The organism is Caballeronia sp. BR00000012568055, assembly GCF_029439455.1.
Lineage (GTDB): Bacteria > Pseudomonadota > Gammaproteobacteria > Burkholderiales > Burkholderiaceae > Caballeronia.
Window position 1 is genome coordinate 47590 of record NZ_JAQFVG010000319.1, and the last position, 24902, is coordinate 72491.

27 protein-coding genes are annotated in these 24902 nt (G+C 60.6%); 10 read left to right on the forward strand and 17 right to left on the reverse strand.

The window, feature by feature from the left end; translation table 11 throughout:
* The first annotated feature begins 79 nt into the window (after positions 1-79).
* Together P7F28_RS25705 and P7F28_RS25710 are read left to right on the forward strand one after the other, a co-directional pair.
* Complete coding sequence (locus P7F28_RS25705; RefSeq protein WP_277187592.1) at positions 80-1057, forward strand: NlpC/P60 family protein; 978 nt, start codon at positions 80-82, stop codon at positions 1055-1057.
* A gap of 78 nt (positions 1058-1135) precedes the next feature.
* Positions 1136-1942: an SDR family oxidoreductase gene (locus P7F28_RS25710; protein ID WP_277187594.1), complete on the forward strand. Its 807-nt coding sequence runs from the start codon at positions 1136-1138 to the stop codon at positions 1940-1942.
* An 18-nt stretch (positions 1943-1960) separates the two neighbouring features.
* Here P7F28_RS25710 and P7F28_RS25715 read toward each other — a convergent pair whose 3' ends face one another.
* The 8 genes from P7F28_RS25715 to P7F28_RS25750 form a co-directional block, all read right to left on the reverse strand.
* Positions 1961-2971, reverse strand: coding sequence for an inorganic phosphate transporter (locus tag P7F28_RS25715; protein WP_277187595.1), 1011 nt, complete (start codon positions 2969-2971; stop codon positions 1961-1963).
* 10 nt (positions 2972-2981) lie between these two features.
* Entirely contained in the window at positions 2982-3608 is a 627-nt protein-coding gene (locus P7F28_RS25720) for a DUF47 domain-containing protein (RefSeq protein ID WP_277187596.1), read from the reverse strand.
* 125 nt (positions 3609-3733) lie between these two features.
* On the reverse strand, positions 3734-5125 hold the full coding sequence (locus P7F28_RS25725) for a replicative DNA helicase (RefSeq protein WP_277187597.1): 1392 nt from the start codon (positions 5123-5125) through the stop codon (positions 3734-3736).
* A gap of 113 nt (positions 5126-5238) precedes the next feature.
* Positions 5239-5694: a 50S ribosomal protein L9 gene (gene rplI / locus P7F28_RS25730; RefSeq protein ID WP_277187598.1), complete on the reverse strand. Its 456-nt coding sequence runs from the start codon at positions 5692-5694 to the stop codon at positions 5239-5241.
* Positions 5695-5722: 28 nt separating this feature from the next.
* Positions 5723-5998, reverse strand: a complete 276-nt coding sequence (gene rpsR, locus P7F28_RS25735) for a 30S ribosomal protein S18 (RefSeq protein ID WP_007000150.1) — start codon at positions 5996-5998, stop codon at positions 5723-5725.
* A gap of 2 nt (positions 5999-6000) precedes the next feature.
* A complete protein-coding gene (gene priB / locus P7F28_RS25740; RefSeq protein ID WP_007000151.1) occupies positions 6001-6300 on the reverse strand; it encodes a primosomal replication protein N in 300 nt (99 codons plus the stop codon).
* A gap of 36 nt (positions 6301-6336) precedes the next feature.
* Positions 6337-6708, reverse strand: coding sequence for a 30S ribosomal protein S6 (gene rpsF / locus P7F28_RS25745; protein WP_277187599.1), 372 nt, complete (start codon positions 6706-6708; stop codon positions 6337-6339).
* A gap of 131 nt (positions 6709-6839) precedes the next feature.
* Positions 6840-7799, reverse strand: coding sequence for a LysR family transcriptional regulator (locus P7F28_RS25750; RefSeq protein WP_277187600.1), 960 nt, complete (start codon positions 7797-7799; stop codon positions 6840-6842).
* 132 nt (positions 7800-7931) lie between these two features.
* Here P7F28_RS25750 and gcl point away from each other — a divergent pair, with 132 nt between their 5' ends.
* From gcl to P7F28_RS25765, 3 genes are read left to right on the forward strand one after another with little or no spacing between them, the layout of a single operon-like run.
* Entirely contained in the window at positions 7932-9707 is a 1776-nt protein-coding gene (gcl, locus tag P7F28_RS25755; RefSeq protein WP_277187601.1) for a glyoxylate carboligase, read from the forward strand.
* 38 nt (positions 9708-9745) lie between these two features.
* The gene (gene hyi, locus P7F28_RS25760) at positions 9746-10546 is read left to right on the forward strand and encodes a hydroxypyruvate isomerase (protein ID WP_277187602.1); all 801 of its coding nucleotides are present in this window, start codon (positions 9746-9748) and stop codon (positions 10544-10546) included.
* A gap of 38 nt (positions 10547-10584) precedes the next feature.
* Complete coding sequence (locus tag P7F28_RS25765; RefSeq protein WP_277187603.1) at positions 10585-11493, forward strand: 2-hydroxy-3-oxopropionate reductase; 909 nt, start codon at positions 10585-10587, stop codon at positions 11491-11493.
* Between the two features lie 163 nt (positions 11494-11656).
* Here P7F28_RS25765 and P7F28_RS25770 read toward each other — a convergent pair whose 3' ends face one another.
* From P7F28_RS25770 to P7F28_RS25795, 6 genes are all read right to left on the reverse strand, one after another.
* Positions 11657-12649, reverse strand: a complete 993-nt coding sequence (locus P7F28_RS25770) for an asparaginase (protein ID WP_277187604.1) — start codon at positions 12647-12649, stop codon at positions 11657-11659.
* A gap of 42 nt (positions 12650-12691) precedes the next feature.
* Entirely contained in the window at positions 12692-13618 is a 927-nt protein-coding gene (locus P7F28_RS25775; protein WP_277187605.1) for a CysB family HTH-type transcriptional regulator, read from the reverse strand.
* Positions 13619-13635: 17 nt separating this feature from the next.
* The gene (locus P7F28_RS25780) at positions 13636-14700 is read right to left on the reverse strand and encodes a sulfate/molybdate ABC transporter ATP-binding protein (protein WP_277187606.1); all 1065 of its coding nucleotides are present in this window, start codon (positions 14698-14700) and stop codon (positions 13636-13638) included.
* Between the two features lie 13 nt (positions 14701-14713).
* Positions 14714-15610, reverse strand: a complete 897-nt coding sequence (gene cysW, locus P7F28_RS25785) for a sulfate ABC transporter permease subunit CysW (RefSeq protein WP_277187607.1) — start codon at positions 15608-15610, stop codon at positions 14714-14716.
* A complete protein-coding gene (gene cysT, locus P7F28_RS25790) occupies positions 15607-16485 on the reverse strand; it encodes a sulfate ABC transporter permease subunit CysT (RefSeq protein ID WP_277187608.1) in 879 nt (292 codons plus the stop codon). Before cysT ends, cysW begins: the two co-directional genes overlap by 4 nt.
* An 85-nt stretch (positions 16486-16570) precedes the next feature.
* Entirely contained in the window at positions 16571-17590 is a 1020-nt protein-coding gene (locus P7F28_RS25795; RefSeq protein WP_277187609.1) for a sulfate ABC transporter substrate-binding protein, read from the reverse strand.
* Positions 17591-17860: 270 nt separating this feature from the next.
* On the opposite strand from P7F28_RS25795, the gene lexA reads away from it, so the two are divergent.
* The 3 genes from lexA to P7F28_RS25810 all read left to right on the forward strand — a co-directional run bounded on the left by lexA (position 17861) and on the right by P7F28_RS25810 (position 19771).
* Positions 17861-18532: a transcriptional repressor LexA gene (lexA, locus tag P7F28_RS25800; RefSeq protein ID WP_277187610.1), complete on the forward strand. Its 672-nt coding sequence runs from the start codon at positions 17861-17863 to the stop codon at positions 18530-18532.
* A 216-nt stretch (positions 18533-18748) separates the two neighbouring features.
* Positions 18749-19075 carry a hypothetical protein gene (locus P7F28_RS25805; protein WP_277187611.1) on the forward strand — a complete coding sequence of 109 codons (327 nt, stop codon included), beginning with the start codon at positions 18749-18751 and terminating at the stop codon, positions 19073-19075.
* A gap of 99 nt (positions 19076-19174) precedes the next feature.
* On the forward strand, positions 19175-19771 hold the full coding sequence (locus P7F28_RS25810) for a DUF2939 domain-containing protein (RefSeq protein ID WP_277187612.1): 597 nt from the start codon (positions 19175-19177) through the stop codon (positions 19769-19771).
* Positions 19772-19780: 9 nt separating this feature from the next.
* Here P7F28_RS25810 and P7F28_RS25815 read toward each other — a convergent pair whose 3' ends face one another.
* On the reverse strand, positions 19781-20269 hold the full coding sequence (locus tag P7F28_RS25815) for a universal stress protein (protein WP_277187695.1): 489 nt from the start codon (positions 20267-20269) through the stop codon (positions 19781-19783).
* A 348-nt stretch (positions 20270-20617) separates the two neighbouring features.
* Here P7F28_RS25815 and nodI point away from each other — a divergent pair, with 348 nt between their 5' ends.
* A complete protein-coding gene (gene nodI / locus P7F28_RS25820) occupies positions 20618-21562 on the forward strand; it encodes a nodulation factor ABC transporter ATP-binding protein NodI (protein ID WP_277187613.1) in 945 nt (314 codons plus the stop codon).
* A 38-nt stretch (positions 21563-21600) separates the two neighbouring features.
* Complete coding sequence (locus P7F28_RS25825) at positions 21601-22407, forward strand: ABC transporter permease (protein WP_277187697.1); 807 nt, start codon at positions 21601-21603, stop codon at positions 22405-22407.
* Positions 22408-22416: 9 nt separating this feature from the next.
* On the opposite strand, the gene P7F28_RS25830 is transcribed toward P7F28_RS25825, so the two are convergent.
* Positions 22417-23844 (reverse strand): glycosyltransferase family 39 protein, encoded by a 1428-nt coding sequence (locus P7F28_RS25830; RefSeq protein ID WP_277187614.1) that lies wholly within the window; start codon positions 23842-23844, stop codon positions 22417-22419.
* 76 nt (positions 23845-23920) lie between these two features.
* The gene (gene gnd, locus P7F28_RS25835; RefSeq protein ID WP_277187615.1) at positions 23921-24901 is read right to left on the reverse strand and encodes a phosphogluconate dehydrogenase (NAD(+)-dependent, decarboxylating); all 981 of its coding nucleotides are present in this window, start codon (positions 24899-24901) and stop codon (positions 23921-23923) included.
* Position 24902: the final 1 nt, after the last annotated feature.

The following is a 24902-nucleotide window of genomic DNA, read 5'->3' on the forward strand; positions in this document are numbered from 1 at the left end:
TCTTGTCGCACGCCCGTTCGGCGGGCTAGTATCCGAGATATTGTCCTGTCCGTGGCGAGGCCGTGCTCGCCTGTTTGAAATGCGTCGAGTCGGCTTACTGCTGCTTGTTACCGTTTTGCTTGCCGCGTGTGGAAGCGCGCCGCAGCAGGCATCGCGCAAGCCATCGGCTGGTTCGAGCGCGACGCGGACTTATCAGCCGCCAGCCGGATTTCCGACGTTCGTGGACCACAGCATCGGCCGCGAAGAGATTTCGATTCAGGCGATGGCGCTGGTCGGTGTGCCGTATCGCTGGGGCGGCAATACGCCGGATGCGGGCTTCGATTGCAGCGGGCTGGTGCGATACGTGGTGGATCGCGCGGCATCGGTGAATCTGCCGCGTACGACGGCGGAGATGAGCGGGCGCGGTGAATCCGTCGAACCGGGCGAAGTTGCGCCCGGCGATCTGATCTTCTTCAATACGACCGGGCGGCCGCATTCTCACGTCGGTATTTACGTGGGCAAGTTGCGTTTCGTGAACGCGCCATCGACGGGCGGCACGGTGCGGCTCGATTACCTCACCAATCCGTATTGGGCGAAACGGTTCGACGGCATTCGTCGTGTGGCGCCGCCAAAAACCACGCCGTTCGATGCACCGACTTACACGGCGTCGGCGCCTGCGCCTACTCAGCCTGTTGCGAAACCGGCGCCGGTCACGCCCGTTGCCGCTGCCGATGCCTTCGAACCGCCGCCTTCATCGCTGAGCGCGGCACAACGGCAATCGCAAAACGCGGGTGGCATCGCACCGACGGTCGCGCGTCAGGCCGATGCCTTCGAACCACCGCCCTCATCGCTCAGCGCCGCTCAGCGACAAGCTCAGGCCGCAGGCGCGATCAACGCATCGCCTGATCCGATTCAGGCCGCCGCTGATGCCTTCGAACCGCCGCCCTCGTCCGCCCGCGCCGCGCAGCAACAAGCGCGCGACGCCGATCCACCCGTGCGCGTGATGCGCGCATCGACCCATTCGCTCACCACGCCCGCCGACGACCCCATCGCTCGCTTTGCCAACGGCAGCAACTGACGCCCGCTCCGCCTCTCTGCTATCGTGTTCCGATCCATCTCAAACCCGCGGCACTGAGCTTCGAAGGAGCGATACATCATGGATCTGGGTCTCGCCGGCAAGGTCGTCCTGATTACGGGCGGCAGCAAGGGAATCGGCTTCGCCTGCGCGAAAGCGTTCGCGAGCGAAGGCGCGAAAGTCGCGATCGTCTCGCGCAATGCCTCCAACCTCGCCCGCGCGCGCGAACAACTGGCCAGCGCCGGCCATCACGTTCATCTGGCGCGCGCCGATCTGCATGAAGCGCACAGCGCGGAAGACGTGGTTGAGGAAGCGAGCGCCGCGCTCGGTCCCATCGATATTCTGATCAACAGCGCAGGCGCCGCGCGCCGCTACGATCCCGATACGCTCGATGCCGCCGCCTACAAAGCCGCGATGGACGCGAAATACTTTTCCTACGTGTATCCGCAGCAAGTGGTGTTGAAGCGCATGGCCGAACGGTTGCGCAACGATCCGAACGCGGAGCCTGGCGCGATCGTGAACATTATCGGGATGGGCGGGAAGATTGCGACGGACATTCATATCGCGGGCGGCGCGGCGAATGCGGCGCTGATGCTGAATACCGTCGGCCTCGCGCATCACTATGCAAAGCTCGGCATTCGCATCAACGCGATCAATCCGGGTTCGACGCTCACCGAGCGCGTGGAAGAAGCGCTCGATCTGGAAGCGCAGCGCGCCGGCAAGACACGTGATGACGTGCTTGCCGACGGTCAATCAAAAGTGCCGCTCGGACGATTCGCGAAGCCCGAAGAAATCGCCGATGTCGCGTTGTTCCTGGCGAGCCACCGCGCGAGTTACGTTTCCGGCGCGATCATTCCGATGGACGGCGTGTCGTCGCCCATCATCTGAGATCTGAATCGCGTCAGGTCACAGAAACCGGTGACCGATCCACCAGCCGATGGCGGCCAGCAACGCGGACGCGGGAATCGTCAGAATCCACGCCCACACGATGTTGCCCGCCACGCCCCAGCGCACCGCGCTGAACTTCTGTGTCGCGCCGACACCGACGATTGCGCCAGTGATCGTATGCGTGGTGGATACCGGAATGCCGAGGAATGACGCGACGAACAGCGTGATCGCCCCGCCCGTCTCCGCGCAGAAGCCGCCGACCGGTTTGAGCTTGGTGATCTTCTGCCCCATCGTGCGCACGATGCGCCAGCCGCCGAACAGCGTGCCCAGCCCCATCGACAGATAGCACAGGCCGATCACCCAAATGGGCGGCGCTTCAGCCGTGGCGGATGCGTAGCCGGTCGCGATCAGCAGCATCCAGATAATGCCGATGGTCTTCTGCGCATCGTTGCCGCCGTGCCCGAGCGAATACAGCCCCGCCGAAACCAATTGCAGGCGACGGAACCGCCGATCCACCTTCGAAGGCGGCGTGCGGAAAAACATCCACGACACCAGCAGCATAAAAAACGAGCCGAGAATGAACCCGAGAATCGGCGAGATAAAGATAAACGCGACCGTCTTAAGCAAGCCGTCCCAGTTGAGCGATCCCCAGCCCGATTTGGCCAGCGCCGCGCCCACCAGCCCGCCGATCAGCGCGTGCGATGAACTCGACGGAATGCCGTAATGCCACGTGACGATGTTCCAGCCGATCGCCCCGACCAGCGCGCCGAAGATCACGTAATGATCGACGATGGAAGGATCGATCGTGCCCTTGCCGACCGTGGCCGCGACCTTCAGGTGAAAGATGAAATACGCGATGACGTTGAACGCGGCGGCAAACGCGACCGCTTGCTGCGGCTTGAGCACGCCCGTCGAAACGACTGTCGCGATGGAATTGGCCGCGTCGTGAAAGCCGTTCATGAAATCGAACGCAAGCGCGACGATCACGAGCAGGCTGACGGCCCAGATAGCGAGTTGAATCGAATGCATCGGATAGTGTTCAGGCGTTTTCGAGCACGATGCCTTCGATGATGTTGGCGACGTCCTCGCACTTGTCGGTGATCGTTTCGAGCAATTCGTAGATCGCCTTTAGCTTGATGAGCGTCTTCACGTCGTCTTCTTCGCGGAACAGCTTGGACATGGCCGAGCGCAGCACGCGGTCCGCATCCGATTCCAGACGATCGATGTCCTCGCAAATCTTGAGGATTTCGCTGGCGCGCTTCATGTCCGCGAGCAAGCCGACCGCCTGTTGCACGCGTTCGCACGACGCCGTGCAGATATGCGCAAGCTGGCTCGCTTCCGAGGTGACCGCGCGCACGTCGTATAGCGAAATGGCGGTGGCGACGTCCTCCATCAGATCGAGGATGTCGTCCATCGTGGTGATGAGTTTGTGGATTTCGTCGCGGTCGAGCGGCGTGATGAAGGTCTTGTGCAGCAGATCGATGGTTTCGTGCGTGAGCTTGTCCGCACGCTTTTCGTTGGTCTGGACGTTCTGCTTATGGATTTCGGCTTCGTCCAGATTGTCGATCAGCAATTCAAGCTCATGGCTTGCATCGACCATGCACTTCGCGTGCGCGTTGAAAATTTCGAAGAACTTGCCCTCGGTGGGCATGAAACGACCAAACATGAAAATCCCGCTAAGTGGGTCAATTAGGCAGACATCAAACTGACATATTGTACCTTTTGGCGGCATTTCGCGGCTGCGCGGGGTTGCCGCGCGTCAGCTCAACGATCAGGACTTGACAGCTTGAATTACTCGCTGCCGTAGAAATTCTGCGCGCCGGCGAAGTTGTCGAACTTCGTGTATTGACCATGGAACGTAAGACGAACCGGACCGATCGGACCGTTACGCTGCTTGCCGATAATGATTTCCGCCGTGCCTTTGTCCGGACTGTCCGGGTTGTACACCTCGTCGCGATAAATGAACAAGATCACATCCGCATCCTGTTCGATAGCGCCCGATTCGCGAAGATCGGACATGATCGGGCGTTTATTCGGCCGCTGTTCCAATCCGCGATTCAACTGCGACAGCGCGATCACCGGCACATCCAATTCTTTCGCGAGACTTTTCAGCGAGCGGGAGATTTCGGAGATTTCGGTCGCCCGGTTTTCGCCGCCGCTGCCCGAGCCCGACATGAGCTGCAAATAATCGACGATGATCAGCCCGAGCTTGCCGCACTGCCGCGATAAGCGTCGCGCGCGCGAACGCAATTCCATCGGATTCAGGCCGCCGGTTTCATCGATAAAAAGCTGCGCCTCGCTCATTTTCTGCACGGCGTGCGTGAGCTTCGGCCAATCTTCGTCGGTGAGACGGCCCGTACGCATGCGGTGCTGATCCAGCCGCCCGACCGAACCGAGCATACGCATGGTCAATTGCGTGCCGGGCATTTCCATCGAGAACACGGCAACGGGCAAGCCGTACTCCACCGCCACGTACTCACCGATGTTCATCGAAAACGCCGTCTTACCCATCGACGGACGGCCCGCGACGATGATCAGCTCACCGCCGTGCATCCCTGACGTCATGCGATCCAGATCGACGAAACCCGTTGGCGTGCCGGTGACATCGCTCGGATTGGCGGTGTGATAAAGCGTGTCGATACGCTCCACCACTTGCGTCAGCAGCGGCCCGATTTCCAGAAAGCCCTGCGTGCCGCGCGCGCCGTCTTCCGCAATCGAAAACACGCGCGATTCCGCTTCGTCCAGAATCTGGCGCACTTCCTTGCCTTGCGGATTGAACGCATCGGCGGAAATTTCATCGGCGACGGACACGAGACGACGCAGCACCGCGCGGTCGCGCACGATTTCGGCGTATCGGCGGATGTTGGCCGCGCTCGGCGTGTTCTGCGCCAGCGCATTGAGATACGCGAGCCCGCCCACTTCCTCGGCCTTGCCGGCATTGTTGAGGGCTTCGTAGACGGTAATCACGTCGGCAGGACGCGTGGACGCGATCAGCTTGCCGATATGCTCATAAATGATCCGATGGTCGTAGCGATAAAAATCGCTTTGCGCCATGACATCGGCGATACGGTCCCATGCGGCGTTGTCCAGCAGCAGGCCACCGATCACCGACTGCTCGGCTTCGATCGAGTGCGGCGGAACCTTCAGCGCATCGAGTTGCGGGTCTTTGGACGGAGCGTTCATGGGGTGGAATTATCGAACAATGCAGATGCGTGGACAAATAAAAAAATGGCAGACGCCGATTAAGCGCCTGCCATTCTTGTACAACTCGCGAGGCACGAAGCCTCGCGTCAACCTTAAGCGTGCTCGCCGAGCACCGACACCGTAACGTCGACCACGACGTCCGTGTGCAGCGCGACTTGAACCGAATGGTCGCCGATCATCTTCAGCGGACCTTGCGGCAGACGAACCTGCGCCTTTTCGATATCGCCGAAGCCTTGGCCCTTCAGAGCCGTAGCGATGTCAGCGTTGGTGATCGAGCCGAACAGACGGCCGTCCACGCCAGCCTTCTGCGAGATCTGAACGGTCAGGCCGTTCAGCTTTTCGCCTTGAGCTTGCGCTGCCGACAGCTTTTCTGCTGCAACCTTTTCCAGCTCGGCGCGGCGCGTTTCGAATTCAGCGATTGCGTCCTTCGTTGCGCGGCGTGCCTTCTTGCCGGGGATCAGGAAGTTACGTGCGTAGCCGTCCTTGACCTTGACGATATCGCCGAGGTTGCCCAGGTTGACGACCTTTTCCAAGAGAATGATTTGCATGTTTTGCTATCCCTGTTGCGTCGTCTGATTAGGCCTTGTGCAGGTCGGTGTACGGCAGCAGCGCGAGGAAACGTGCGCGCTTGATGGCCGTGTCGAGCTGGCGCTGATAGTGCGCCTTCGTGCCGGTCAGACGAGCCGGCGTGATCTTGCCGTTTTCGCCGATGAAGTCCTTCAGCGTTTCCGTGTCCTTGTAGTCGATGTACTCGACACCGGCTGCCGTGAAACGGCAGAACTTCTTGCGCTTGAAGAGCGGGTTTTGTTGCTGACGACGCTTGTCGAATTTCTTACCAGTCGGGCGGGGCATGATTAGTCCTTTCCAATGTCCTGCAATTCTGTGATGTGAAACACCAGGGTTCGCGCGTTGCGGCTCTTTTTCGCCAGAAAGCCCGTGAAGCGTGTTTCTACGCCCATCGGACAGCTTTCCAGTCTGCCGCTCGCTTCACCGGCCGCTACCGCCTGCAAAGTCAGTTCGATTTTCCGGGCGATGCCCGCTTCGACCACTTCTGCCGCGTGTTGCAACGTGCAGCTTGCGATGGGAATGCCGGCGGGCGTATATCGCACCGGTTCGCGTTCCACGACGCTTGCTGTCAGTTGCAGCCGGTTCACTGAATTCCTGGTGGCTGTGACAGTGTTGAACTGTCCTTAAGCCTGCGCTTCGGACGGCTGAGCAGCCGCCTTCTTGGCTTCTTCGCGCTGCACTTCCTTCATCATCGGCGACGGGCTGGTTTCAGCCTTCTTCATCTTGACGATGAGGTGGCGCAGCACGGCGTCGTTGAACTTGAATGCGTGTTCCAGCTCTTCGAGCGTGGCTTGATCGCATTCGATGTTCATGCAGACGTAGTGAGCCTTCGCGAGTTTCTCGATCATGTAGGCCAGTTGGCGGCGGCCCCAGTCTTCGATACGGTGGATCTGGCCACCGTGCGACGTGATCGTGCCCTTGTAGCGCTCGATCATGGCGGGCACTTGCTCGCTCTGATCCGGGTGCACGATAAAGACGATTTCGTAATGACGCATATTCACTCCTTGTGGATATAAGCCACCCGGGCGTCGGACCGGTGCGGCAAGTGAGAAGCCCGAGACTATAGCGCGATTCGGCTATGCGGGCAAGCCAAATCGGCGGTTTCCGAGTGACTTTGGCCGTAAATTCAAGTGCTTACGGCAGGCGCGCGCGGCGGCTGCGGTTCGCCCGGAAGCGTCAGCGGGCGTTTCCAGTAATCCGGCTGCGCGAAGATTTCCTTAAGATAATCAATGAAGTAGCGCACGCGTGCCGGCACATAGCGCTGCTGCGGATAGACCGCGAGGATGTCGTAATCCGGTAATTCGAATTCGTCGAGCACCGTTTCCAGTTCGCCCGATGCCAGTTGCCGCTGAATCTCCCATGTCGAACGCCAGCCCAGTCCCAGCCCTTCCAGCGCCCAGCGATGCAGCAGTTCACCGTCGTTGCAATCGAGATTGCCGCTGACGCGCACGGTCGCGAGCTTGCCGTTGCGTCGAAAGTACCAGCCGCGGTTCTGACCGCCTTGCAGGTTGAACGCGAGGCAATTGTGATTCGGCAGGTCTTCTAGCGTCTTCGGCCGTCCATGCTTCTTGAAGTAAGCGGGCGTGCCACACACCACGCGCCGATTATTCGCCAGCTTCACCGCGACGAAATTTGGATCGACCGCTCCGCCGATCCGTATCGACAAGTCGTAGCCCTCACGCACCAGATCGACGACGCGGTCGGTGAGATTGAACGACATCTGCAATTCTGGCTTGTCGCGCAAAAACGCGGGCGCATGCGGCGCAACGTGCATGCGCCCGAACGCCGCCGGCGCCGAGACGATCAGATGCCCGCCCACCGCGCGCCGTCCCGCCGATAGCTCGTTCTCCGCCTGATCCCACTCCGCCAGCAGATTCTTGCATCGGTCCAGAAACGCCGCGCCGTCTTCGCTGACCACCAGCCGCCGCGTCGAGCGATACATCAGCTTCACGCCGAGCCGCTTCTCCAGCGCGTCGATACGCCGCCCGAGAATCACCGGCGACACGCCCTCCTCCAGCGCCGCCGCAGCCAGACTGCCCGCCTCGGCCACGCGCACGAAGGTCTCTATCTGCTTGAAACGATCCATCTCTGTCTCCTGCCGTCGCGCGATTACAAACTTTTTGTACGGGAAAAAGCGACCGTAGCTGATCTTATCAAACCTTTTACACAGTTCTAAAGTTGGCACAACCCTACGAAACATGACTTGAAGGAGACAGACATGCCCAAGATGAGAGCCGTCGACGCAGCCGTCCTCGTGCTGGAGAAGGAAGGCATCGACACCGCGTTCGGCGTGCCCGGCGCGGCCATCAACCCGTTCTACTCGGCGATGAAGAAGTCGGGCGGCATCAGCCATGTGCTCGCTCGCCACGTCGAAGGCGCATCGCATATGGCCGAAGGTTATACGCGCGCCGCGCCGGGCAATATCGGCGTTTGCATCGGCACGTCGGGACCGGCGGGAACGGACATGATCACCGGCCTCTACTCGGCGCAGGCGGATTCGATCCCCATTCTCGCGATCACCGGCCAGGCGCCGCGCGCGCGTCTGTACAAGGAAGACTTCCAGGCCGTCGATATCGAATCGATCGCCAAGCCGGTCACCAAGTGGGCCGTCACGGTGCGCGAACCGGCGCTGGTGCCACGCGTGTTCCAGCAGGCATTCCATCTGATGCGCTCGGGCCGTCCGGGTCCGGTGCTGGTCGATTTGCCGATCGACGTGCAAATGGCTGAGATCGAATTCGATATCGATACGTACGAGCCGCTGCCGGTCTACAAGCCGAAAGCGACGCGCGCGCAAATCGAAAAAGCATTGTCGATGCTGAACGACGCGGACAAGCCACTGATCGTTTCGGGCGGCGGCGTGCTCAACGCAGCAGCCGAAGACTTGCTGGTGCAATTCGCGGAAACGCTCGGCGTGCCCGTCATTCCGACGCTGATGTCCTGGGGCGCGATCCCCGACGATCACCCGCTGATGGCCGGCATGTGCGGTCTGCAAACGTCGCACCGCTACGGCAACGCCACCATGCTCGCTTCCGACTTCGTGCTCGGGATCGGCAACCGTTGGGCGAATCGCCATACGGGCAGCGTCGAGGTTTATACGAAGGGCCGTAAGTTCGTGCACGTGGATATCGAACCGACGCAGATCGGTCGCGTGTTCGGTCCGGATCTGGGCATCGTGTCGGATGCCAAGGCTGCGCTCGAATTGTTCGTCGAAGTGGCGAAGGAATGGAAGGCGGCGGGCAAGTTGAAAGACCGCAGCGCGTGGGTTGCGGATTGCCAGGAACGCAAGCGCACCCTGCTTCGCAAGACGCACTTCGACAACGTGCCGATGAAGCCGCAACGCGTCTACGAAGAGATGAATCTCGCGTTCGATCGCGACACTTGCTTCGTCAGCACGATCGGTTTGTCGCAGATTGCCGGTGCGCAATTCCTGCATGTGTTCAAGGCGCGCAACTGGATCAACTGCGGTCAGGCCGGCCCGCTCGGCTGGACGATTCCTGCAGCGCTCGGCGTGCGCGCTGCGGACCCGCAACGCAAGATCGTCGCTTTGTCGGGCGACTATGACTTCCAGTTCATGATCGAAGAACTCGCGGTCGGCGCGCAATTCAAGCTGCCGTATGTGCATGTGGTCGTGAACAACTCGTACCTCGGTCTGATCCGTCAGGCTCAGCGCGGCTTCGAGATGGACTACTGCGTGCAGCTCGCGTTCGACAACATCAACGCGCCTGAACTCGATGGCTACGGCGTGGATCACGTCGCAGTGGCCGAAGGTCTCGGCTGCAAGGCGATCCGCGTGTTCAAGCCGGAAGAGATCGCACCGGCGCTGAAGCAAGCGCAGGCGTTGGCAGCGGAACATCAGGTGCCGGTGGTCGTCGAGATGATTCTCGAGCGCGTGACCAATATCGCGATGGGCACGGAAATCGACGCCATCAACGAGTTCGAAGAGCTTGCCGAATCGAAGGCCGACGCGCCCACCGCCGTCACGCCGCTCGACTGAGAAGCGCTTCCCTACTGACCGACCAACAGGATTAAACAATGCCGAAGTTTGCCGCGAATCTGACCATGTTGTTCAACGAAGTCCCGTTCCTCGACCGCTTCGCGGCGGCGGCGAACGCGGGTTTCAAAGCGGTCGAGTTTCTGTTTCCGTACGCGTTTTCGATCAGCGATATCCAGCAACGTCTGAAGGACAACGATCTTCAGATCGTGCTGCACAACCTGCCTGCCGGTAACTGGGAAGGTGGCGAGCGCGGCATCGCGTGTCTGCCGGATCGAATCAGCGAATTCCGTGAAGGCGTGCCGCGTGCGATCGAGTACGCGAAGGCGCTGAACGTGCCGCAACTGAACTGCCTGGTCGGGATTCCGACGGCGGGGGTATCGGCGGAACAGGCGCGTACGACGATCGTCGAGAACCTGCGTTTTGCAGCGGAAGCGTTGAAGAAGGAAGGCATCAGACTGCTGGTCGAGCCTTGCAATTCATACGACATTCCGGGCTTCGCGCTGAACCGTTCGAAGGACGGGCTCGATGTGATCCGCGCGGTCGGATCGGACAATCTGTTCTTGCAGTACGACATCTATCACATGCAGCGCATGGAAGGCGAACTGGCCGCGACGATCAAGAAGAATCTGCCGCAGATCGCGCATATCCAGCTCGCCGATAACCCCGGCCGTAACGAACCGGGCACGGGCGAAATCAACTACCCGTTCCTGTTCAGTCTGCTCGAGTCGATCGGCTACCAAGGCTGGATCGGTTGCGAGTACAAGCCGCTCAATGGCACGGATGCGGGACTGGGCTGGCTGCAGAGCATCGGCGGCGTGAAGTCGCACGAACACGCATAACCGCCGCGTAATAAACGAACACAGGAGGAGCACAGAGTATGGCAACGATTGGTTTCATCGGACTCGGCATCATGGGCGCGCATATGGCGCGCAACCTCATCAAGGGCGGTCACAAGCTGGTGGTGAACGGCAAGTTCCCGGTGCCCGACGATATCCGCGCGCAAACGCAAGTCGAAGCCGATTCGACCGCTGTCGCGCAAGCCAGCGAAATCGTCATCACGATGGTGCCCGACACGCCTGACGTCGCCAACGTGCTGTTCGCCGATGACGGCGTGGCGGCAGGTCTGAGCAAGGGCAAGCTGGTGATCGACATGAGCTCGATCAACCCGCTCGATACGCAAGAGTTCGCCAAGAAGATCAACGCACTCGGCTGCGATTATCTCGATGCGCCCGTGTCCGGCGGCGAAGTCGGCGCACGCGATGCGACGCTGACGATCATGGTCGGCGGTCCGGAAAAGTCGTTCGGCATCGCCAAGCCGTTGTTCGATCTGATGGGCAAGAACATCTCGCATATCGGCGATAACGGCGCGGGCCAGACCTGCAAGGTCGCGAACCAGATCATCGTCGCGCTGAATATCGAAGCCGTGGCGGAAGCGCTGTTGTTTGCGGCGCGTTCGGGCGCGGACCCGGAGCGTGTGCGCAAAGCGCTGATGGGCGGATTCGCGGCATCGCGCATTCTGGAACTGCACGGCGAGCGTATGACCAAGCGCACGTTCAATCCGGGCTTCCGTATCGAACTGCATCAGAAGGACTTGAATCTGGCGCTCGATGGCGCGCGCAAGATGGGTCTCGCCCTGCCGCATACCGCGAGCGCGCAACAGTTGTTCAGCGTGTGCGCGGCGAACGGTGGCAAAGCGTGGGATCACTCGGCGATGGTGCGTGCGCTCGAGATCATGTCCAACTTCCAGGTGGCCGATGAGCCGCAGCAAAGCAAGGCTGCTGCGTAACATCGACATCTGAACCGTGGGGCGTCCCGCGTATGGGCACGCGGGACAAATGCCGCTCTGGGCTGAGGGCGGCAAGTGGGGTCCGAGAAGCGGCATCCGGCGATAAGTCGGGTAAGCCTTGGTCGGTCAGACGGTTTGTCGTCGGGTGTCCGCGTCGGATTGTTTAGTACGTATCGAATACGCGTTGCAGGTCTTTTTTGTTGGCTGCAAGCGCGAGCAGTAACAACACACGCGCTTTGTACGGATTCAGCGTGCCTGCGCTGATCGTGCCGAGTGCATCGTCCGATGCGGCGCCGTTGTGCATCACATGGCCCGATCCGACTCGCGATGCACGCACCACCGAAACGCCTTGTTTTACGGCATCGGATAATGCTTGCGTGATATTCGCGTGCATCGAGCCATTGCCCGTTCCGGCAACGACGATGCCTTTCACGCCCGCTGCCACTAACGCATCCACCATCACGCGCGAAGCATCCGCGTAACTCGCAACGATTTCCACCGAAGGCCATTTTTCAGCGATAGCGAATTCGCTTGCCGTCGTATGCGGCTTCGTCACGCTGCGCTGGAATTCCACGCGTCCGTCCTGCACGAAACCGAGCACGCCGACTTCGGGCGAGCGGAAGGCATCGACGGCATAGGTGCTGGTTTTGGTGACATCGCGCGCGCTGTGAATCTGATTGTTGAACGCGACGAGTACGCCCTGCCCCGCAGCATTTTTCGATGCCGCGACCGTCACCGCATTCAGCAGATTCAGCGGGCCATCGGCGGAAAGCGCAGTTGAAGGACGCATGGCCGCCGTCAGCACGACGGGCTTCTCGCTCTTCACCGTCAGATGCAGAAAATACGCGGTTTCTTCGAGCGTATCCGTGCCGTGCGTAATCACGACGCCATCGATATCGTCCTGTTTTAGGAGCGTCTCGACACGCGCGGCAAGCGCGGACCACAACGCAAGGCTCATGTCCTTGCTGTCGATGCTCGCAACCTGTTCCGCGTGAATGGACGCGACGGACGCGAGCGCGGGCACCGCATCGAGCAACTTATCGACGCCGACGACGCCCGCTTTATAGCCCGCGGTCTTGGATGCATCGCCCGCCTGTCCGGCGATGGTGCCGCCCGTTGCCAGCACCGCGATACGAGGAAGAGAGGAAGTATTCATGCCGGCGATTGTAAATCAGCCGGCATGCGATTCACGCGGGATTTACGCAGCTTCGCGCAACTGCGCCGCGATCTGCGCTTCGCTAAGCTGCGGCGCAAACATTTCGATCAGACGATACGCATACGCCCGCAAAAACGCGCCCTTACGCAGACCGACACGCGTGGTGCTCGCTTCGAAAAGATGCTGCGTATCCAGCGCGACAAGTTCGCTGTCGCGCTTCGGGTCATACGCCATCGCCGCGACGATGCCGATACCCATGCCCAGTTCCACATACGTTTTAATCACATCGGCATCGATAGCGGTAAGCACGATATCGGGAATCGCGCCGACGTTGGCGAACGCCTGATCGATATGCGAACGGCCCGTGAAATCCTGGTCGTAAGTGACGATCGGATAATCTGCGATCTGTTCGAGCGTGATGTTCTCCACGCCCACTAGCGGATGATCCTTCGGCACCACAACCGTGTGATGCCACGAATAGCACGGAAACGTGACGATATCCGGATACCGATCCAGCGCTTCGGTCGAAATACCGATATCCGCTTCGCCGTTGATGATCATCTGCGCGATCTGCTGCGGACTGCCCTGACGCAGCGCAAGATGCACCTTCGGAAATACTTCGGTGAACTGTCGAATCACTTTGGGCAGCGCATAACGCGCCTGCGTGTGCGTAGTCGCTACGACCAGATGCCCGTTATCCTGATCCGCAAACTGACGCGCCACGCGACGCAGATTCTCCGCATCGAGCAACATCCGTTCGATCAGTTGATGCACCTGTTTGCCCGGTTCCGTGAGTCCCGTCAGACGCTTGCCGCGACGGATAAAAATATCGACGCCGAGTTCGTCTTCGAGATCCTTGATCTGCTTCGACACGCCCGATTGCGACGTGTAAAGCACATTCGCCACTTCGGTCAGATTCATGTTCTGACGTACGGCCTCGCGCACGAAGCGCAATTGCTGGAAGTTCATCTCTATCCTCTTTCTAGTTATGTTCGTTGCGCGGGGAACACGCGCAGCGCGCGCGGCACGGCGGTCACGCCATCGCCGACATTGAGCCTGAGTTCGCGCCAGGTTTCGCGATCCAGTTCCGCTTCGAGCACGCCACCCGCGTTGCCTTCGAGTTCGACGCGCACCGATCCGCCCAGCGTAATCACGCGCCGCACACCGACCACGATGCCATCGCGATGCGCGCCATCGGCCGGATACAAGCTCAGGTCATGCGGACGCACATACGCGGTTGCAGGCCCGGCAAAATGCGCTTCCGCAGCGATTGCATTCGATGCGCCATCGGCGGTGAAACCTTTCGCATCGACATGACCTTGCAGACGATTGGCCGCGCCGAGGAACTCGTAAACGAAGGACGTTTGCGGATGATCGTACACGTCCTGCGGACTGCCCACCTGCTCCACATGCCCATGATTCATCACGACGATCCGATCCGCCACTTCGAGCGCTTCTTCCTGATCGTGCGTGACGAACAGCGTCGAAATATGCAGATCGTCATGCAAGCGACGCAGCCAGCTACGCAGTTCCTTGCGCACCTTTGCATCGAGCGCGCCGAAGGGTTCATCGAGCAGCAGCACTTTCGGTTCGACGGCCAGCGCACGCGCCAGCGCGATCCGCTGACGCTGCCCGCCCGACAGCTCCGAAGGAAAACGTTGCGCGAGCCAATCGAGCTGCACGAGCTTCAATAATTCATGCACTTTCTCGCGGATCACCGCTTCTGAAGGCCGTTCACGACGCGGCTTCACGCGCAGCCCGAACGCGACGTTTTCGAACACCGTCATATGACGGAACAGCGCGTAATGCTGAAACACGAAACCGACCTGACGCTCACGCGCGCCGACATCGGCGACGTCTTCGCCATTCAAGACCACTTGTCCTGCATCGGCGAATTCGAGGCCTGCGATCACGCGCAGCAGCGTGGTCTTGCCACAACCCGAAGGCCCGAGCAGCGCGACCAGTTCGCCAGCGGGAAAGTCGAGCGTGACGTTATCGAGCGCGGTGAAATCGCCGAAGCGCTTTTGCAGATTGCGTACGTTGATACTCATGATTTTGGGCCTCTCAATTCGTGGCGATGGCGCGGGCTTCGGTGACCGCTTGCGTCATGCGACGCTCCGCGATCAGCTTGAGGCCGAGCGTCACGAGCGCGAGCAACGCCAGCAGCGATGCCACCGCGAACGCGGCCGAAAAGTTGTATTCGTTGTAGAGAATTTCGACGTGCAGCGGCATGGTGTCGGTCTGGCCGCGAATATGCCCCGATACCACCGATACCGCGCCGAACTCGCCCATCGCGCGCGCGTTACAGAGAATCACGCCGTAGAGCAGACCCCATCGCACGTTCGGCAAGGTCACGCGCCGGAAAATCTGCCAACCGGAAGCGCCGAGCACATGCGCGGCTTCTTCTTCGTCGGTGCCTTGCGACTGCATCAGCGGAATCAGTTCGCGTGCGACGAACGGGAACGTGACAAAGATCGTCGCCAGCACGATGCCGGGCACGGCGAAGATGATCTGCACATCGTGATCCGCGAGCCACGGACCGAACCAGCCTTGCGCGCCGAACATCAGCACGTAAATCAGGCCGGAAATAACCGGCGAGACCGAGAACGGCAAATCGATCAACGTCGTCAGCAAGGCTTTGCCACGAAACTCGAACTTGGCGATCGCCCACGATGCCGCCAGCCCGAACGCCACGTTCAGCGGCACGGCAATCGCGGCGGTCATCAGCGTGAGCTTGATGGCGGACCACGCGTCCGGATCTTTCAACGCCTCGAAGTAATAGTCGATGCCCTTGGCAAACGCCTGCACGAATACGGCGACCAGCGGCACCAACAGGAACAGCGCGAGAAACACCAGTGCGATGATCGTCAACAGCCAGCGCACGAGGCGCGGCTCGGTCACCGGATTGAGCTTCTGCGCGGAGCGGCGCGCGGTCGTGTTGAGCGGAAGAACTTTGCTCATGCTTTACCTCCGCTCGCGTGCGATACAGGCACCGCGCCTGTTTTGCTCGTACGTCGTTGCAGAAACCATTGCAGCGTATTGATGAACAGCAGCATCAGGAACGATACGCACAGCATCACGACCGCAAGCGCCGTCGCACCGGCATAGTCGTATTGCTCCAGCTTGGTGATGATGAGCAACGAGGTGATTTCCGACTTCATCGGCACATTTCCGGCGATAAAGATCACCGAGCCGTATTCGCCGAGCGCACGCGCGAACGCGAGCGCGAAACCGGTCAGCAGCGCAGGAAACAACGCGGGCAGAACCACACGGCGAAACGTCAGCCAGCGCGTCGCGCCGAGGCACGCGGCCGCTTCTTCCTGCTCACGCTCGAAATCCTCCAGCACCGGCTGCACCGTGCGCACCACGAACGGCAATCCGATGAACGTCAGCGCCACCAGCACGCCAAGCGGCGTAAACGCGACCTTGATGCCCAGCGGCGCGAGATATTGTCCGATCCAGCCATTGCCCGCATACACCGCCGCGAGCGAAATGCCCGCGACCGAAGTCGGCAACGCGAACGGCAGATCGACGATGGCATCGACCACACGTTTGAACGGGAACGTGTAGCGCACCAGCACCCACGCGACCAGAAAGCCGAAGATCGCGTTGAGGATCGCGCCACCGAGCGCGGCGCCGAAGGTCAGCTTGTATGAGGCCAACACGCGCGGCGATGTGACAGCCGCGACGAACTGCGGCCAATGCAGCGTCGCGGTCTTGGCGAATGTTGCCGCAAGCGGAATCAGCACCACGAGGCTCAGATAAGCCAGCGTGATGCCGAGTGTCAGTCCGAAGCCGGGTAAGGCGCTTGGCTTCTTGAATGTGAGGGTCGTCATCCTGGGTTCCATTGCGCCTGGGGAGGCGTCCTGCTTATGCGATGCGCGGCGTCATGAACGCGCCGCGTCATCGCTGCTCAAAAACTTATTGCGGCTGATAGATTGAATCGAATACGCCGCCGTCCGCGAAGTGCGTTTTCTGCGCCTTGGTCCAGCCGCCGAAGGTGTCATCGACGGTATAGAGCTTCAGCTTCGGAAACTGCTTCGTGAGTTCAGCGGGCACCTTGTTCGAGCGTGGGCGATAGAAATTGCGCGCCGCGATCTCCTGCCCTTCGTCGCTGTACAGATACTTCAGATACGCCTCGGCCAGCTTGCGCGTGCCGTGTTTGTCAACGACCTTATCGACGACAGCGACCGGCGGCTCGGCCAGAATGCTCACCGACGGCACCACGATCTCAAACTTGTCCGGGCCGAATTCCTTCAGCGACAGAAACGCCTCGTTTTCCCAGGCGATCAGCACATCGCCCTGACCGCGTTGCACGAAGCTGGTCGTCGCGCCGCGTGCGCCGGAATCGAGCACGCCAGCGTTCTTGTAGAGCTTGCTGACGAAGTCTTTCGCGGTTTGTTCGTTGCCGCCCTGCCTGTGCAGCGCATACGCCCACGCCGCGAGATAGTTCCAGCGCGCGCCACCCGAAGTCTTCGGATTCGGCGTGACGATGGACACGCCCGGCTTGGTCAGATCATCCCAATCCTTGATGTGCTTCGGATTGCCCTTGCGCACCAGAAACACAATCGTCGATGTGTACGGCGATGCGTTGTCCGGCAAGCGCTTCTGCCAGTCCGCGTTGACCAGTCCCTTCGATGCCAAGGCATCGATGTCGTAGGCGAGCGCCAGGGTCACCACATCGGCCTGCAAACCGTCGAGCACCGCGCGCGCCTGACCGCCCGAGCCGCCGTGCGATTGCTTGAACGTGACCGTCTCGCCGGTGTCGGCTTTCCACTTCTTCGCGAACGCCTGATTGAAATCCTGATATAGCTCGCGCGTGGGATCGTAGGACACGTTCAAAAACGATGTGTCCGCGTGTGCCGGCGCCGCGCCGATCAAGCCTGCCGTCAACGTCGCCGCAGCGAACAAGCGCCCCAATCCCGCCTTGATGCTTTGCATTCCCCGTTCTCCGTCTTATTGATTGACGGAATCAGTCTATCGATCGGGCTATATGATTGAAAATAATCGTTTCTTACTCTTTTATATCGAAGCTTGCTAAGAAGCTTATTCGTTTTTGGAAGAAGGCCGTTTGTGGCGTGGATGCCGACGCTCGGGTGCGGTCGGGCGCGAACTTAAAGTAAAGCTTGAAAAGCGCGGAATACTGTATAAAAATACAGTTACCTGTCCATCCATACAGTGTGTAGCTGTCTACAAGCGGGGATTGAGCCTGTGACTACCAGAACGACAAAACTTACCGCGCGTCAGCAGCAGGTGTTCGAGCTTATCCAGCGCGCCATCGACCGTACGGGCTTCCCGCCTACGCGGGCGGAGATCGCGGCAGAGTTGGGATTCAGCTCGGCCAATTCGGCGGAAGAACATCTGCGGGCGTTGGCGCGCAAGGGCGTGATCGAACTGGCTGCCGGTTCATCGCGCGGCATTCGGCTGTTGAGCGACTCGGCGCGTTCGGAAGACTTCCAGCATCAGCTTACGTTGCCGCATCCGAGCATCATGCAATTGTCGCTGCCGCTGGTCGGGCGCGTGGCTGCCGGTAGTCCCATCCTGGCGCAAGAACACATCTCGCAGCATTACACCTGCGATCCCGCGTTCTTCTCCAGCAAACCGGACTATCTGCTGAAAGTACGCGGCTTGTCGATGCGCGACGCCGGCATTCTCGACGGCGACCTGCTCGCGGTGCAAAAGCGTACGGAAGCGAAGGACGGGCAAATCGTCGTGGCGCGTCTCGGGGACGACGTCACGGTGAAGCGCTGGAAGCGGCATCGCGATGGCGTGGAACTAATTGCGGAGAACCCGGATTACGAGAACATTTTCGTGCGATCGGGAAGCGCGGAGTTCGCGCTCGAAGGCATTGCCGTGGGTCTGATTCGCTCGGGCGAATTCTGAGTTTTTTCAACGGTTTGAAGCGCTTTAAAGGCCCGAAGAAATTTGCGACACCGGGACACGAATTGTCTCAGTAGACGATCAAGATAGTCCCTGTAGTCGCGGTTGTCTCAACGTCTCGCGGCTGTTCCCGCCAACTCGGCGCGTTTCGAAAACAACAAGCATGTCGGCCATCGTTCGCGGTGCGCCGCGGTGCGTCCTATCGTCTGGAGAGTCATCATGGAACTTTTTGCCCGCTTGCTGCCCTTCCGCCAATTCGGCCGTCTTCGCCATCTGCGTACGCTGATCGGCTGCGGCACGGCGCGTACGGAAGCTTCGCCCGATCTCTTCGACGATATGCCCGCGCTGCCGTCGCGTCAGCCTGCGTTTGCGCGCGTATCGCTCAATAGCGGTGTGCATGCCGAAGCGGCGCAGCGTGCGCCGGTCAGGGTGTATCGCGGGGAAACGCGGGTGATTCTGGTCGGCAAGATCGGCGAAGTGTCGCGCATGCTGGACCGGTATATCGATGAAGAACGCGCGGGTGTGCGCGGCAGCATGCTTGCCTAACCGAAACGTTTCAAAAGCATTAGCGACAAATTTTCGGGATTTATCGGGCGTGCGGGCGGTCCACTTCTCACTGTTATTAGCTTGAGGCTTGGCCGCAGCATGTCCCGCACCACCCGTTATGTACTGACCACCTTCGTCGTATTGCTGATCGTTGCGGCGCTGGGTTTCGTTTATGCGTCGCCGTATATCGCGCTGGATCACGTGAAAAAGGCGGCCGATGCGCGTGATGCGCAGACCGTCAACGAATACGTCGATTTCCCCGCGTTGCGTTCCAGTCTCAAGGAGCAAATCGCTGCGTTGCTCACGCGGCGCGTCGATATTCAGAAGAACGAGAATCCGCTCGCCATCATCGGGGCGATGATCGGCGCGGCGCTGGTCGGTCCGCTGGTGGATTCGTATGCGACGCCGGATGGCGTGGCCGCCATTCTCAACGGCATTCCGCCGCACGGAGATCCCGGTGAGCGTCCGCCTGCGCCGGAAGCAAATGCAAATGCGGAAGCGCCTGTTGCTTCATCGGGCGCAACGACGGCGCAGGAAACGCCGAAGCAACCGCCGCAAACCACGGCGCGATATCGCAGCTTCGACACTTTCGTCGTCACTTACCAACACGGCGCCGGCGATGCGCGTTATTCCGCGATCTTCCACCGCAACAGCCTCGTGTCATGGAAACTCGTCGCGGTCGATCTCAACGGTTAATACCGAGTCTCAGGCGCTGGCCTCAGCCTTAACTTCATCTTCCGCTTCAGCCGATTCACCCGCCTGACAAACCGCCACCAAAATGCTGCACTTGACGCGATCGAGCAGTGGCGTGTTGCCCGCGCCCATCCACCATCGCGACAAGCCATTGCGGCACCGGTGCCCGACCACGACGAGATCGACCTGAAGGGTGTCCGCCAGATTCGCGATTTCATCAATTGGATGGCCGAACGCGAAATGCCCCTGCGCCTGCAAGCCGCGTTCGCGCAACCAATCGACGCCCTCCTGCAAGATATCGCGCGCGGCGTCTTCGAAACGTCCGCAGGCCATATCGGTTAGCAGTCCGGCACTCTGCGCGATGCTGGATCGCATATCGACCACGGCGAGCACATGCGTTTCCGCATTGACGTCGAGCGCGAGATTCGCGCCTTGCCGCAATGCTTTGCGGCCCTCCCGTGAGCCGTCGTAGCACAGAAGGATTTTTCGGTAGCTGGACATCATGACCTCCCTGCCGCTTCGTGATTGCGGCTAAACATGCGCTTAACGCGTTCGAACGCTCTGTGCGCGGTCTGCGCGACTTCATCATCATGCGTCGCAACCCACATGGCAACGATGGAAAACGCTAATCGAACCGGCGTCCGCGACAGCGTTAGCTCGCACCGTGCCAGAACCCGCCATCCCTTGACGGACAAGGCTCAGGCGTATTCCGACGCGGTCAGCAAAACCCACGCGCCGCACTCATTTGACACGCCGACGCCACGCCTGGTTGCACGTCAGCGCCGGCTTGGTGCATTGGATTACACTAGCCCGCTGGATTGCTCATCGCTATACCCGCAGGATCAGTGAATGACAGATCAATCATTGCAGACGAGCGAACAACAAGCACCCGCGATCGACTTCCGCGAAGTCCGCAAACACTACGGCGACAAACGTGTTGTCGATGGCTTGTCGTTCGATGTTCAGCCGGGCGAATGTTTCGGCCTGCTCGGCCCGAACGGCGCAGGCAAAACCACGACGCTCAAGATGCTGCTCGGCATCACCTCGCCCGACAGCGGCGCGATTCGTTTGGTCGGTGAACCCGTTCCGGCGCGCGCCCGTTTCGCGCGTCAGCGCGTGGGCGTCGTACCGCAATTCGACAATCTCGATCCCGACTTCACGGTGCGCGAAAACCTGCTGGTCTTCGGCCGATATTTCGGTATCGCGGGGGCGCGCATGGAGGCGCTGGTGCCATCGCTGCTCGAATTTGCGCGGCTCGAAAGCAAGGCCGATGCGCGCGTCGGCGAATTGTCGGGCGGCATGAAACGCCGGCTGACACTGGCACGCGCGCTCGTCAACGATCCCGACGTCCTCGTGATGGACGAACCGACCACCGGACTCGATCCGCAAGCGCGCCACTTGATCTGGGAACGTCTGCGCTCGCTGCTCGCGCGCGGCAAAACGATTCTGCTGACCACGCATTTCATGGAAGAAGCCGAGCGTTTGTGCGACCGCCTGTGCGTGATCGAAGAAGGCAGAAAGATCGCGGAAGGCCGTCCGCGTGAACTTATTGAATCGGTGATCGGATCGGATGTGATCGAGATTTTCGGGGCCGATCCGCAGGCGCTGGCTGCGGAACTGGAGCCGTTCGCGCAACGTATCGAAATAAGCGGCGAGACACTGTTCTGCTATGTCGATGATCCGCAGCCCGTGCACGCGCGCGTCAAGGGCCGCGCCGATGTGCGCTATCTGCATCGGCCAGCGAATCTGGAAGATGTGTTTCTGCGGCTGACGGGCCGTGAAATGGTGGACTGAGCATGGATAGCCGCGTAGACAACAAGCGCATCGACACGATGCCAACAGAAGCCGACAGCTACACGCCGATGTCCAGCGCCCTGCCCGCCAACGCCACGCACTGGATGTCGGTGTGGCGGCGCAACTATCTCGTGTGGAAGAAACTCGCGATCGCGTCGATGATCGGCAATCTCGCCGATCCGATGATCTATCTCTTCGGCTTAGGCCTCGGTCTCGGCCTGATGGTCGGTCATGTGGATGGCGTCTCGTACATCGCGTTTCTCGCGGCGGGCACGACTGCATCGAGCGTGATGATGTCGGCGAGTTTCGAGGCGATGTATTCGGGATTTTCGCGGATGCACGTTCAGCGCACGTGGGAGGCGATCATGCACACGCCGCTCACGCTCGGCGATATCGTGCTGGGCGAAATCGTCTGGGCGGCGAGCAAGTCGATGCTCTCGGGCGCGGCGATCATGCTCGTCGCGGGCGCGCTCGGTTACGCGAATTTTCCGTCGATGCTGATCGCGCTACCGGTGATCGTGCTGACAGGTCTGGCGTTCGCGAGTACCGCGATGGTGATTACGGCCATTGCGCCGAGCTACGACTTTTTCATGTTCTATCAGACGCTCGCGCTCACGCCGATGCTGCTGCTTTCCGGCGTGTTTTTCCCGGTGACGCAGTTGCCGGGCATCGCGCGGCATGTGACGCAGGCCTTGCCGCTGTATCACGCGGTCGAGCTGATTCGTCCGGCGATGCTCGCGCGTCCGGTGGAATCGGCGGCGCTGCATGTGGTCGTGCTGCTCGCGTATGTCGTTGTGCCGTTCTTATTGTGCGCGTGGCTGTTCAGGCGGCGCATGATGAAGTGACGCCCAGATTCAGCCGTAGTGCTTCGCGTCCTGCCAGAAACGCGGCCACGGTTGAATCGGTCCATCGCAGACGAAGACGTTTTTTCCGCCGATCGCACTGTTTTCGATCCCCACGCGACCCGCTTTCACGCACGACGCCAGGTGCCGTTGCACGAACGCGTCCGGAAAGCCGACCACGATCAGCGGCTTCGGCGGCGGATTGCCGTAGCCGCGAAACCAATGCGAATTGGCCACGGAAATGGCATGCGGAAGCTCGGGCGCGTAAAGATCGATGGCTTCGGCTTGCGCAGTATCGGCAACGGGGATGCCGGTTTGCGCAGGGAGCGTCGCGCGAATCTGTGCCACGGTGTGCGCGAGTTCGGGCCAGCCGATTTGCTCGTTGAAATTGCCGCCGTTCACGCGATCCGCAAAGCGCCAGAATGATGAATCGACCGGTGCGATTGGCAGAACTGGGGCTGCCCAAAGCAACCCGCCCGTCGCGAGCAGCACGATGACCAACCAACGCTTCACCAATCGCTCGCACCAGACTGCGCCTGCGGCCAGCAGCATCGGATAAGCGGGCGCCATGTAGTAATCGCGTCCCTTGGCGAGAACGAACAGCACGAGCGGAATGACGAACATCCAGCCGAGCATGCGGAACCTGCGCCCGGCTTCGTTCGTGAAAAGAAACACCAGACCCGCGATCCATAACGGCACCGTGAACGAATTCGTGGCTATCCAGAATTGTCCGCTGAGAAAGCCATCGGTTCGGCCGAGTTGCACATCGCGCGCGTGAATGCTGCGCAGAAAATCCAGCGTGACGAAGTCGTGTCGAATCTGCCAGATCAGGTTCGGCAAAAAGATGACGAACGCAAGCGCGACGCCGCCCCACAGCCAGCCGCTGCGCAAATACCGGCGCGCAGGCGTAAAAACGATTCCCGCGCCGATGCCCGCCATCAGAAACACGATGCTGTACTTCGTCATCAGACCGAGGCCGACCGCCGCGCCCACGCCGAGCCACGCACGCGCATCGTTCGATGCGAGCAGCCGCACGACGAAGTACGCCGCCATCACCCACCACAAATAATCGAGGCTCACATACTCGAACAACGCGCCCGCGCTCAACGCCACGCCGCTGATCGCCGCCGATACCGCCGCCACGCTCTGCGCGAATCGCCCGCCGCCCATGTGCCGCGCCATCAATCCCGTCAGCACGAACGCGACGGCCATCGCCAGCGAGGCAAAGAAGCGTAGTCCGGCTAGCGACGGCCCGAACATCGCGAACGCCACACGCGCCAAAAACGGCGTCAGCGGCGGCGCGCCGACATAACCCCAATCGAGCGATGCGGCGTCCGCAAGCGTGGACAACTCGTCGCGATGAAAACCGTACTGGCCGTTGGTCAGCGCGTGCAAGCCAAGCAGCGCAACGGCCATGACGATAAGAAGGTGTCGCTTCATAAGCGTCAATAAAAAAGCGGCGAGCATCGCTCGCCGCTAGTCCAAACCGAAACGAACAGAATCGACGGCGCGCGCCTTATTTCACGCCGAATTCCTTGTGGCCGCCGAACCCGAAGCGCATCGCCGACAGCATGCGTTCGGGGAACGATTCGGCATCGCGCGAGCGGAACCGTGTGTACAGCGCCGCCGACAAGACCTGCGCCGGCACCGCCTCTTCGATCGCCGCTTCGATGGTCCAGCGCCCTTCGCCGCTATCCGCGACTTCGGTCGAATAGCGATCGAGCGAACCATCGCCCGCCAGCGCGCCCGCAGTCAGATCGAGCAGCCACGACGACACCACGCTGCCGCGTCGCCACACTTCGGCGATATCGGCGACATCGAGCGAATAGCGCTCGTTCTCGGCGAGATCGGTCGAATCCTTGTGTTTGAGAATGTGGAAGCCTTCGGCATACGCCTGCATCAAGCCATATTCGATGCCATTGTGCACCATCTTCACAAAGTGCCCCGACCCGACCGGCCCGCAATGCATATAGCCGTTTTCCACGCGCGGATCGCGTCCTTCGCGTCCCGGCGTTTCGGGAATATCGCCGCGTCCCGGCGCGAGCGTCGCCAGAATCGGATCGATACGCCGCACGACTTCATCCTCGCCGCCGATCATCATGCAATAGCCGCGCGTCAAACCCCATACACCGCCGGACGTGCCGACATCGACGTAATGGATGCCTTGCTCGAGAAACTGCGCGGCGCGGCGGATATCGTCTTTATAGAAGCTGTTGCCGCCGTCGATCACCACATCGTCCTTGCTCAACAGCTTGTGCAAGTCGCCGAGCGTGTCTTCGGTGATCTTGCCCGCTGGAAGCATCAACCAGACGACGCGCGGCGTGGCGAGCTTGCCGACGAGATCGCCCAGATCCGCAGCGCCCGTCGCGCCATCGGTGACCAGTGCCTGCGTGGCTTCCGGCGCGTGATCGTATGCGACGCACTGATGTCCGCCGCGCATGAGACGGCGCGCGATATTGCCGCCCATGCGTCCCAGTCCTACGATGCCGATCTGCATA

What these genes read in the sequence shown, in the direction of transcription:
- P7F28_RS25705 (WP_277187592.1), top strand. Translation starts at nt 80, where the DNA reads ATGCGTCGAGTCGGCTTACTGCTGCTTGTTACCGTTTTGCTTGCCGCG.
- P7F28_RS25710 (WP_277187594.1), top strand. Translation starts at nt 1,136, where the DNA reads ATGGATCTGGGTCTCGCCGGCAAGGTCGTCCTGATTACGGGCGGCAGC.
- P7F28_RS25715 (WP_277187595.1), bottom strand. Translation starts at nt 2,971, where the DNA reads ATGCATTCGATTCAACTCGCTATCTGGGCCGTCAGCCTGCTCGTGATC.
- P7F28_RS25720 (WP_277187596.1), bottom strand. Translation starts at nt 3,608, where the DNA reads ATGTTTGGTCGTTTCATGCCCACCGAGGGCAAGTTCTTCGAAATTTTC.
- P7F28_RS25725 (WP_277187597.1), bottom strand. Translation starts at nt 5,125, where the DNA reads ATGAACGCTCCGTCCAAAGACCCGCAACTCGATGCGCTGAAGGTTCCG.
- rplI (WP_277187598.1), bottom strand. Translation starts at nt 5,694, where the DNA reads ATGCAAATCATTCTCTTGGAAAAGGTCGTCAACCTGGGCAACCTCGGC.
- rpsR (WP_007000150.1), bottom strand. Translation starts at nt 5,998, where the DNA reads ATGCCCCGCCCGACTGGTAAGAAATTCGACAAGCGTCGTCAGCAACAA.
- rpsF (WP_277187599.1), bottom strand. Translation starts at nt 6,708, where the DNA reads ATGCGTCATTACGAAATCGTCTTTATCGTGCACCCGGATCAGAGCGAG.
- P7F28_RS25750 (WP_277187600.1), bottom strand. Translation starts at nt 7,799, where the DNA reads ATGGATCGTTTCAAGCAGATAGAGACCTTCGTGCGCGTGGCCGAGGCG.
- gcl (WP_277187601.1), top strand. Translation starts at nt 7,932, where the DNA reads ATGCCCAAGATGAGAGCCGTCGACGCAGCCGTCCTCGTGCTGGAGAAG.
- hyi (WP_277187602.1), top strand. Translation starts at nt 9,746, where the DNA reads ATGCCGAAGTTTGCCGCGAATCTGACCATGTTGTTCAACGAAGTCCCG.
- P7F28_RS25765 (WP_277187603.1), top strand. Translation starts at nt 10,585, where the DNA reads ATGGCAACGATTGGTTTCATCGGACTCGGCATCATGGGCGCGCATATG.
- P7F28_RS25770 (WP_277187604.1), bottom strand. Translation starts at nt 12,649, where the DNA reads ATGAATACTTCCTCTCTTCCTCGTATCGCGGTGCTGGCAACGGGCGGC.
- P7F28_RS25775 (WP_277187605.1), bottom strand. Translation starts at nt 13,618, where the DNA reads ATGAACTTCCAGCAATTGCGCTTCGTGCGCGAGGCCGTACGTCAGAAC.
- P7F28_RS25780 (WP_277187606.1), bottom strand. Translation starts at nt 14,700, where the DNA reads ATGAGTATCAACGTACGCAATCTGCAAAAGCGCTTCGGCGATTTCACC.
- cysW (WP_277187607.1), bottom strand. Translation starts at nt 15,610, where the DNA reads ATGAGCAAAGTTCTTCCGCTCAACACGACCGCGCGCCGCTCCGCGCAG.
- cysT (WP_277187608.1), bottom strand. Translation starts at nt 16,485, where the DNA reads ATGACGACCCTCACATTCAAGAAGCCAAGCGCCTTACCCGGCTTCGGA.
- P7F28_RS25795 (WP_277187609.1), bottom strand. Translation starts at nt 17,590, where the DNA reads ATGCAAAGCATCAAGGCGGGATTGGGGCGCTTGTTCGCTGCGGCGACG.
- P7F28_RS25805 (WP_277187611.1), top strand. Translation starts at nt 18,749, where the DNA reads ATGGAACTTTTTGCCCGCTTGCTGCCCTTCCGCCAATTCGGCCGTCTT.
- P7F28_RS25810 (WP_277187612.1), top strand. Translation starts at nt 19,175, where the DNA reads ATGTCCCGCACCACCCGTTATGTACTGACCACCTTCGTCGTATTGCTG.
- P7F28_RS25815 (WP_277187695.1), bottom strand. Translation starts at nt 20,269, where the DNA reads ATGTCCAGCTACCGAAAAATCCTTCTGTGCTACGACGGCTCACGGGAG.
- nodI (WP_277187613.1), top strand. Translation starts at nt 20,618, where the DNA reads ATGACAGATCAATCATTGCAGACGAGCGAACAACAAGCACCCGCGATC.
- P7F28_RS25825 (WP_277187697.1), top strand. Translation starts at nt 21,601, where the DNA reads ATGCCAACAGAAGCCGACAGCTACACGCCGATGTCCAGCGCCCTGCCC.
- P7F28_RS25830 (WP_277187614.1), bottom strand. Translation starts at nt 23,844, where the DNA reads ATGAAGCGACACCTTCTTATCGTCATGGCCGTTGCGCTGCTTGGCTTG.
- gnd (WP_277187615.1), bottom strand. Translation starts at nt 24,901, where the DNA reads ATGCAGATCGGCATCGTAGGACTGGGACGCATGGGCGGCAATATCGCG.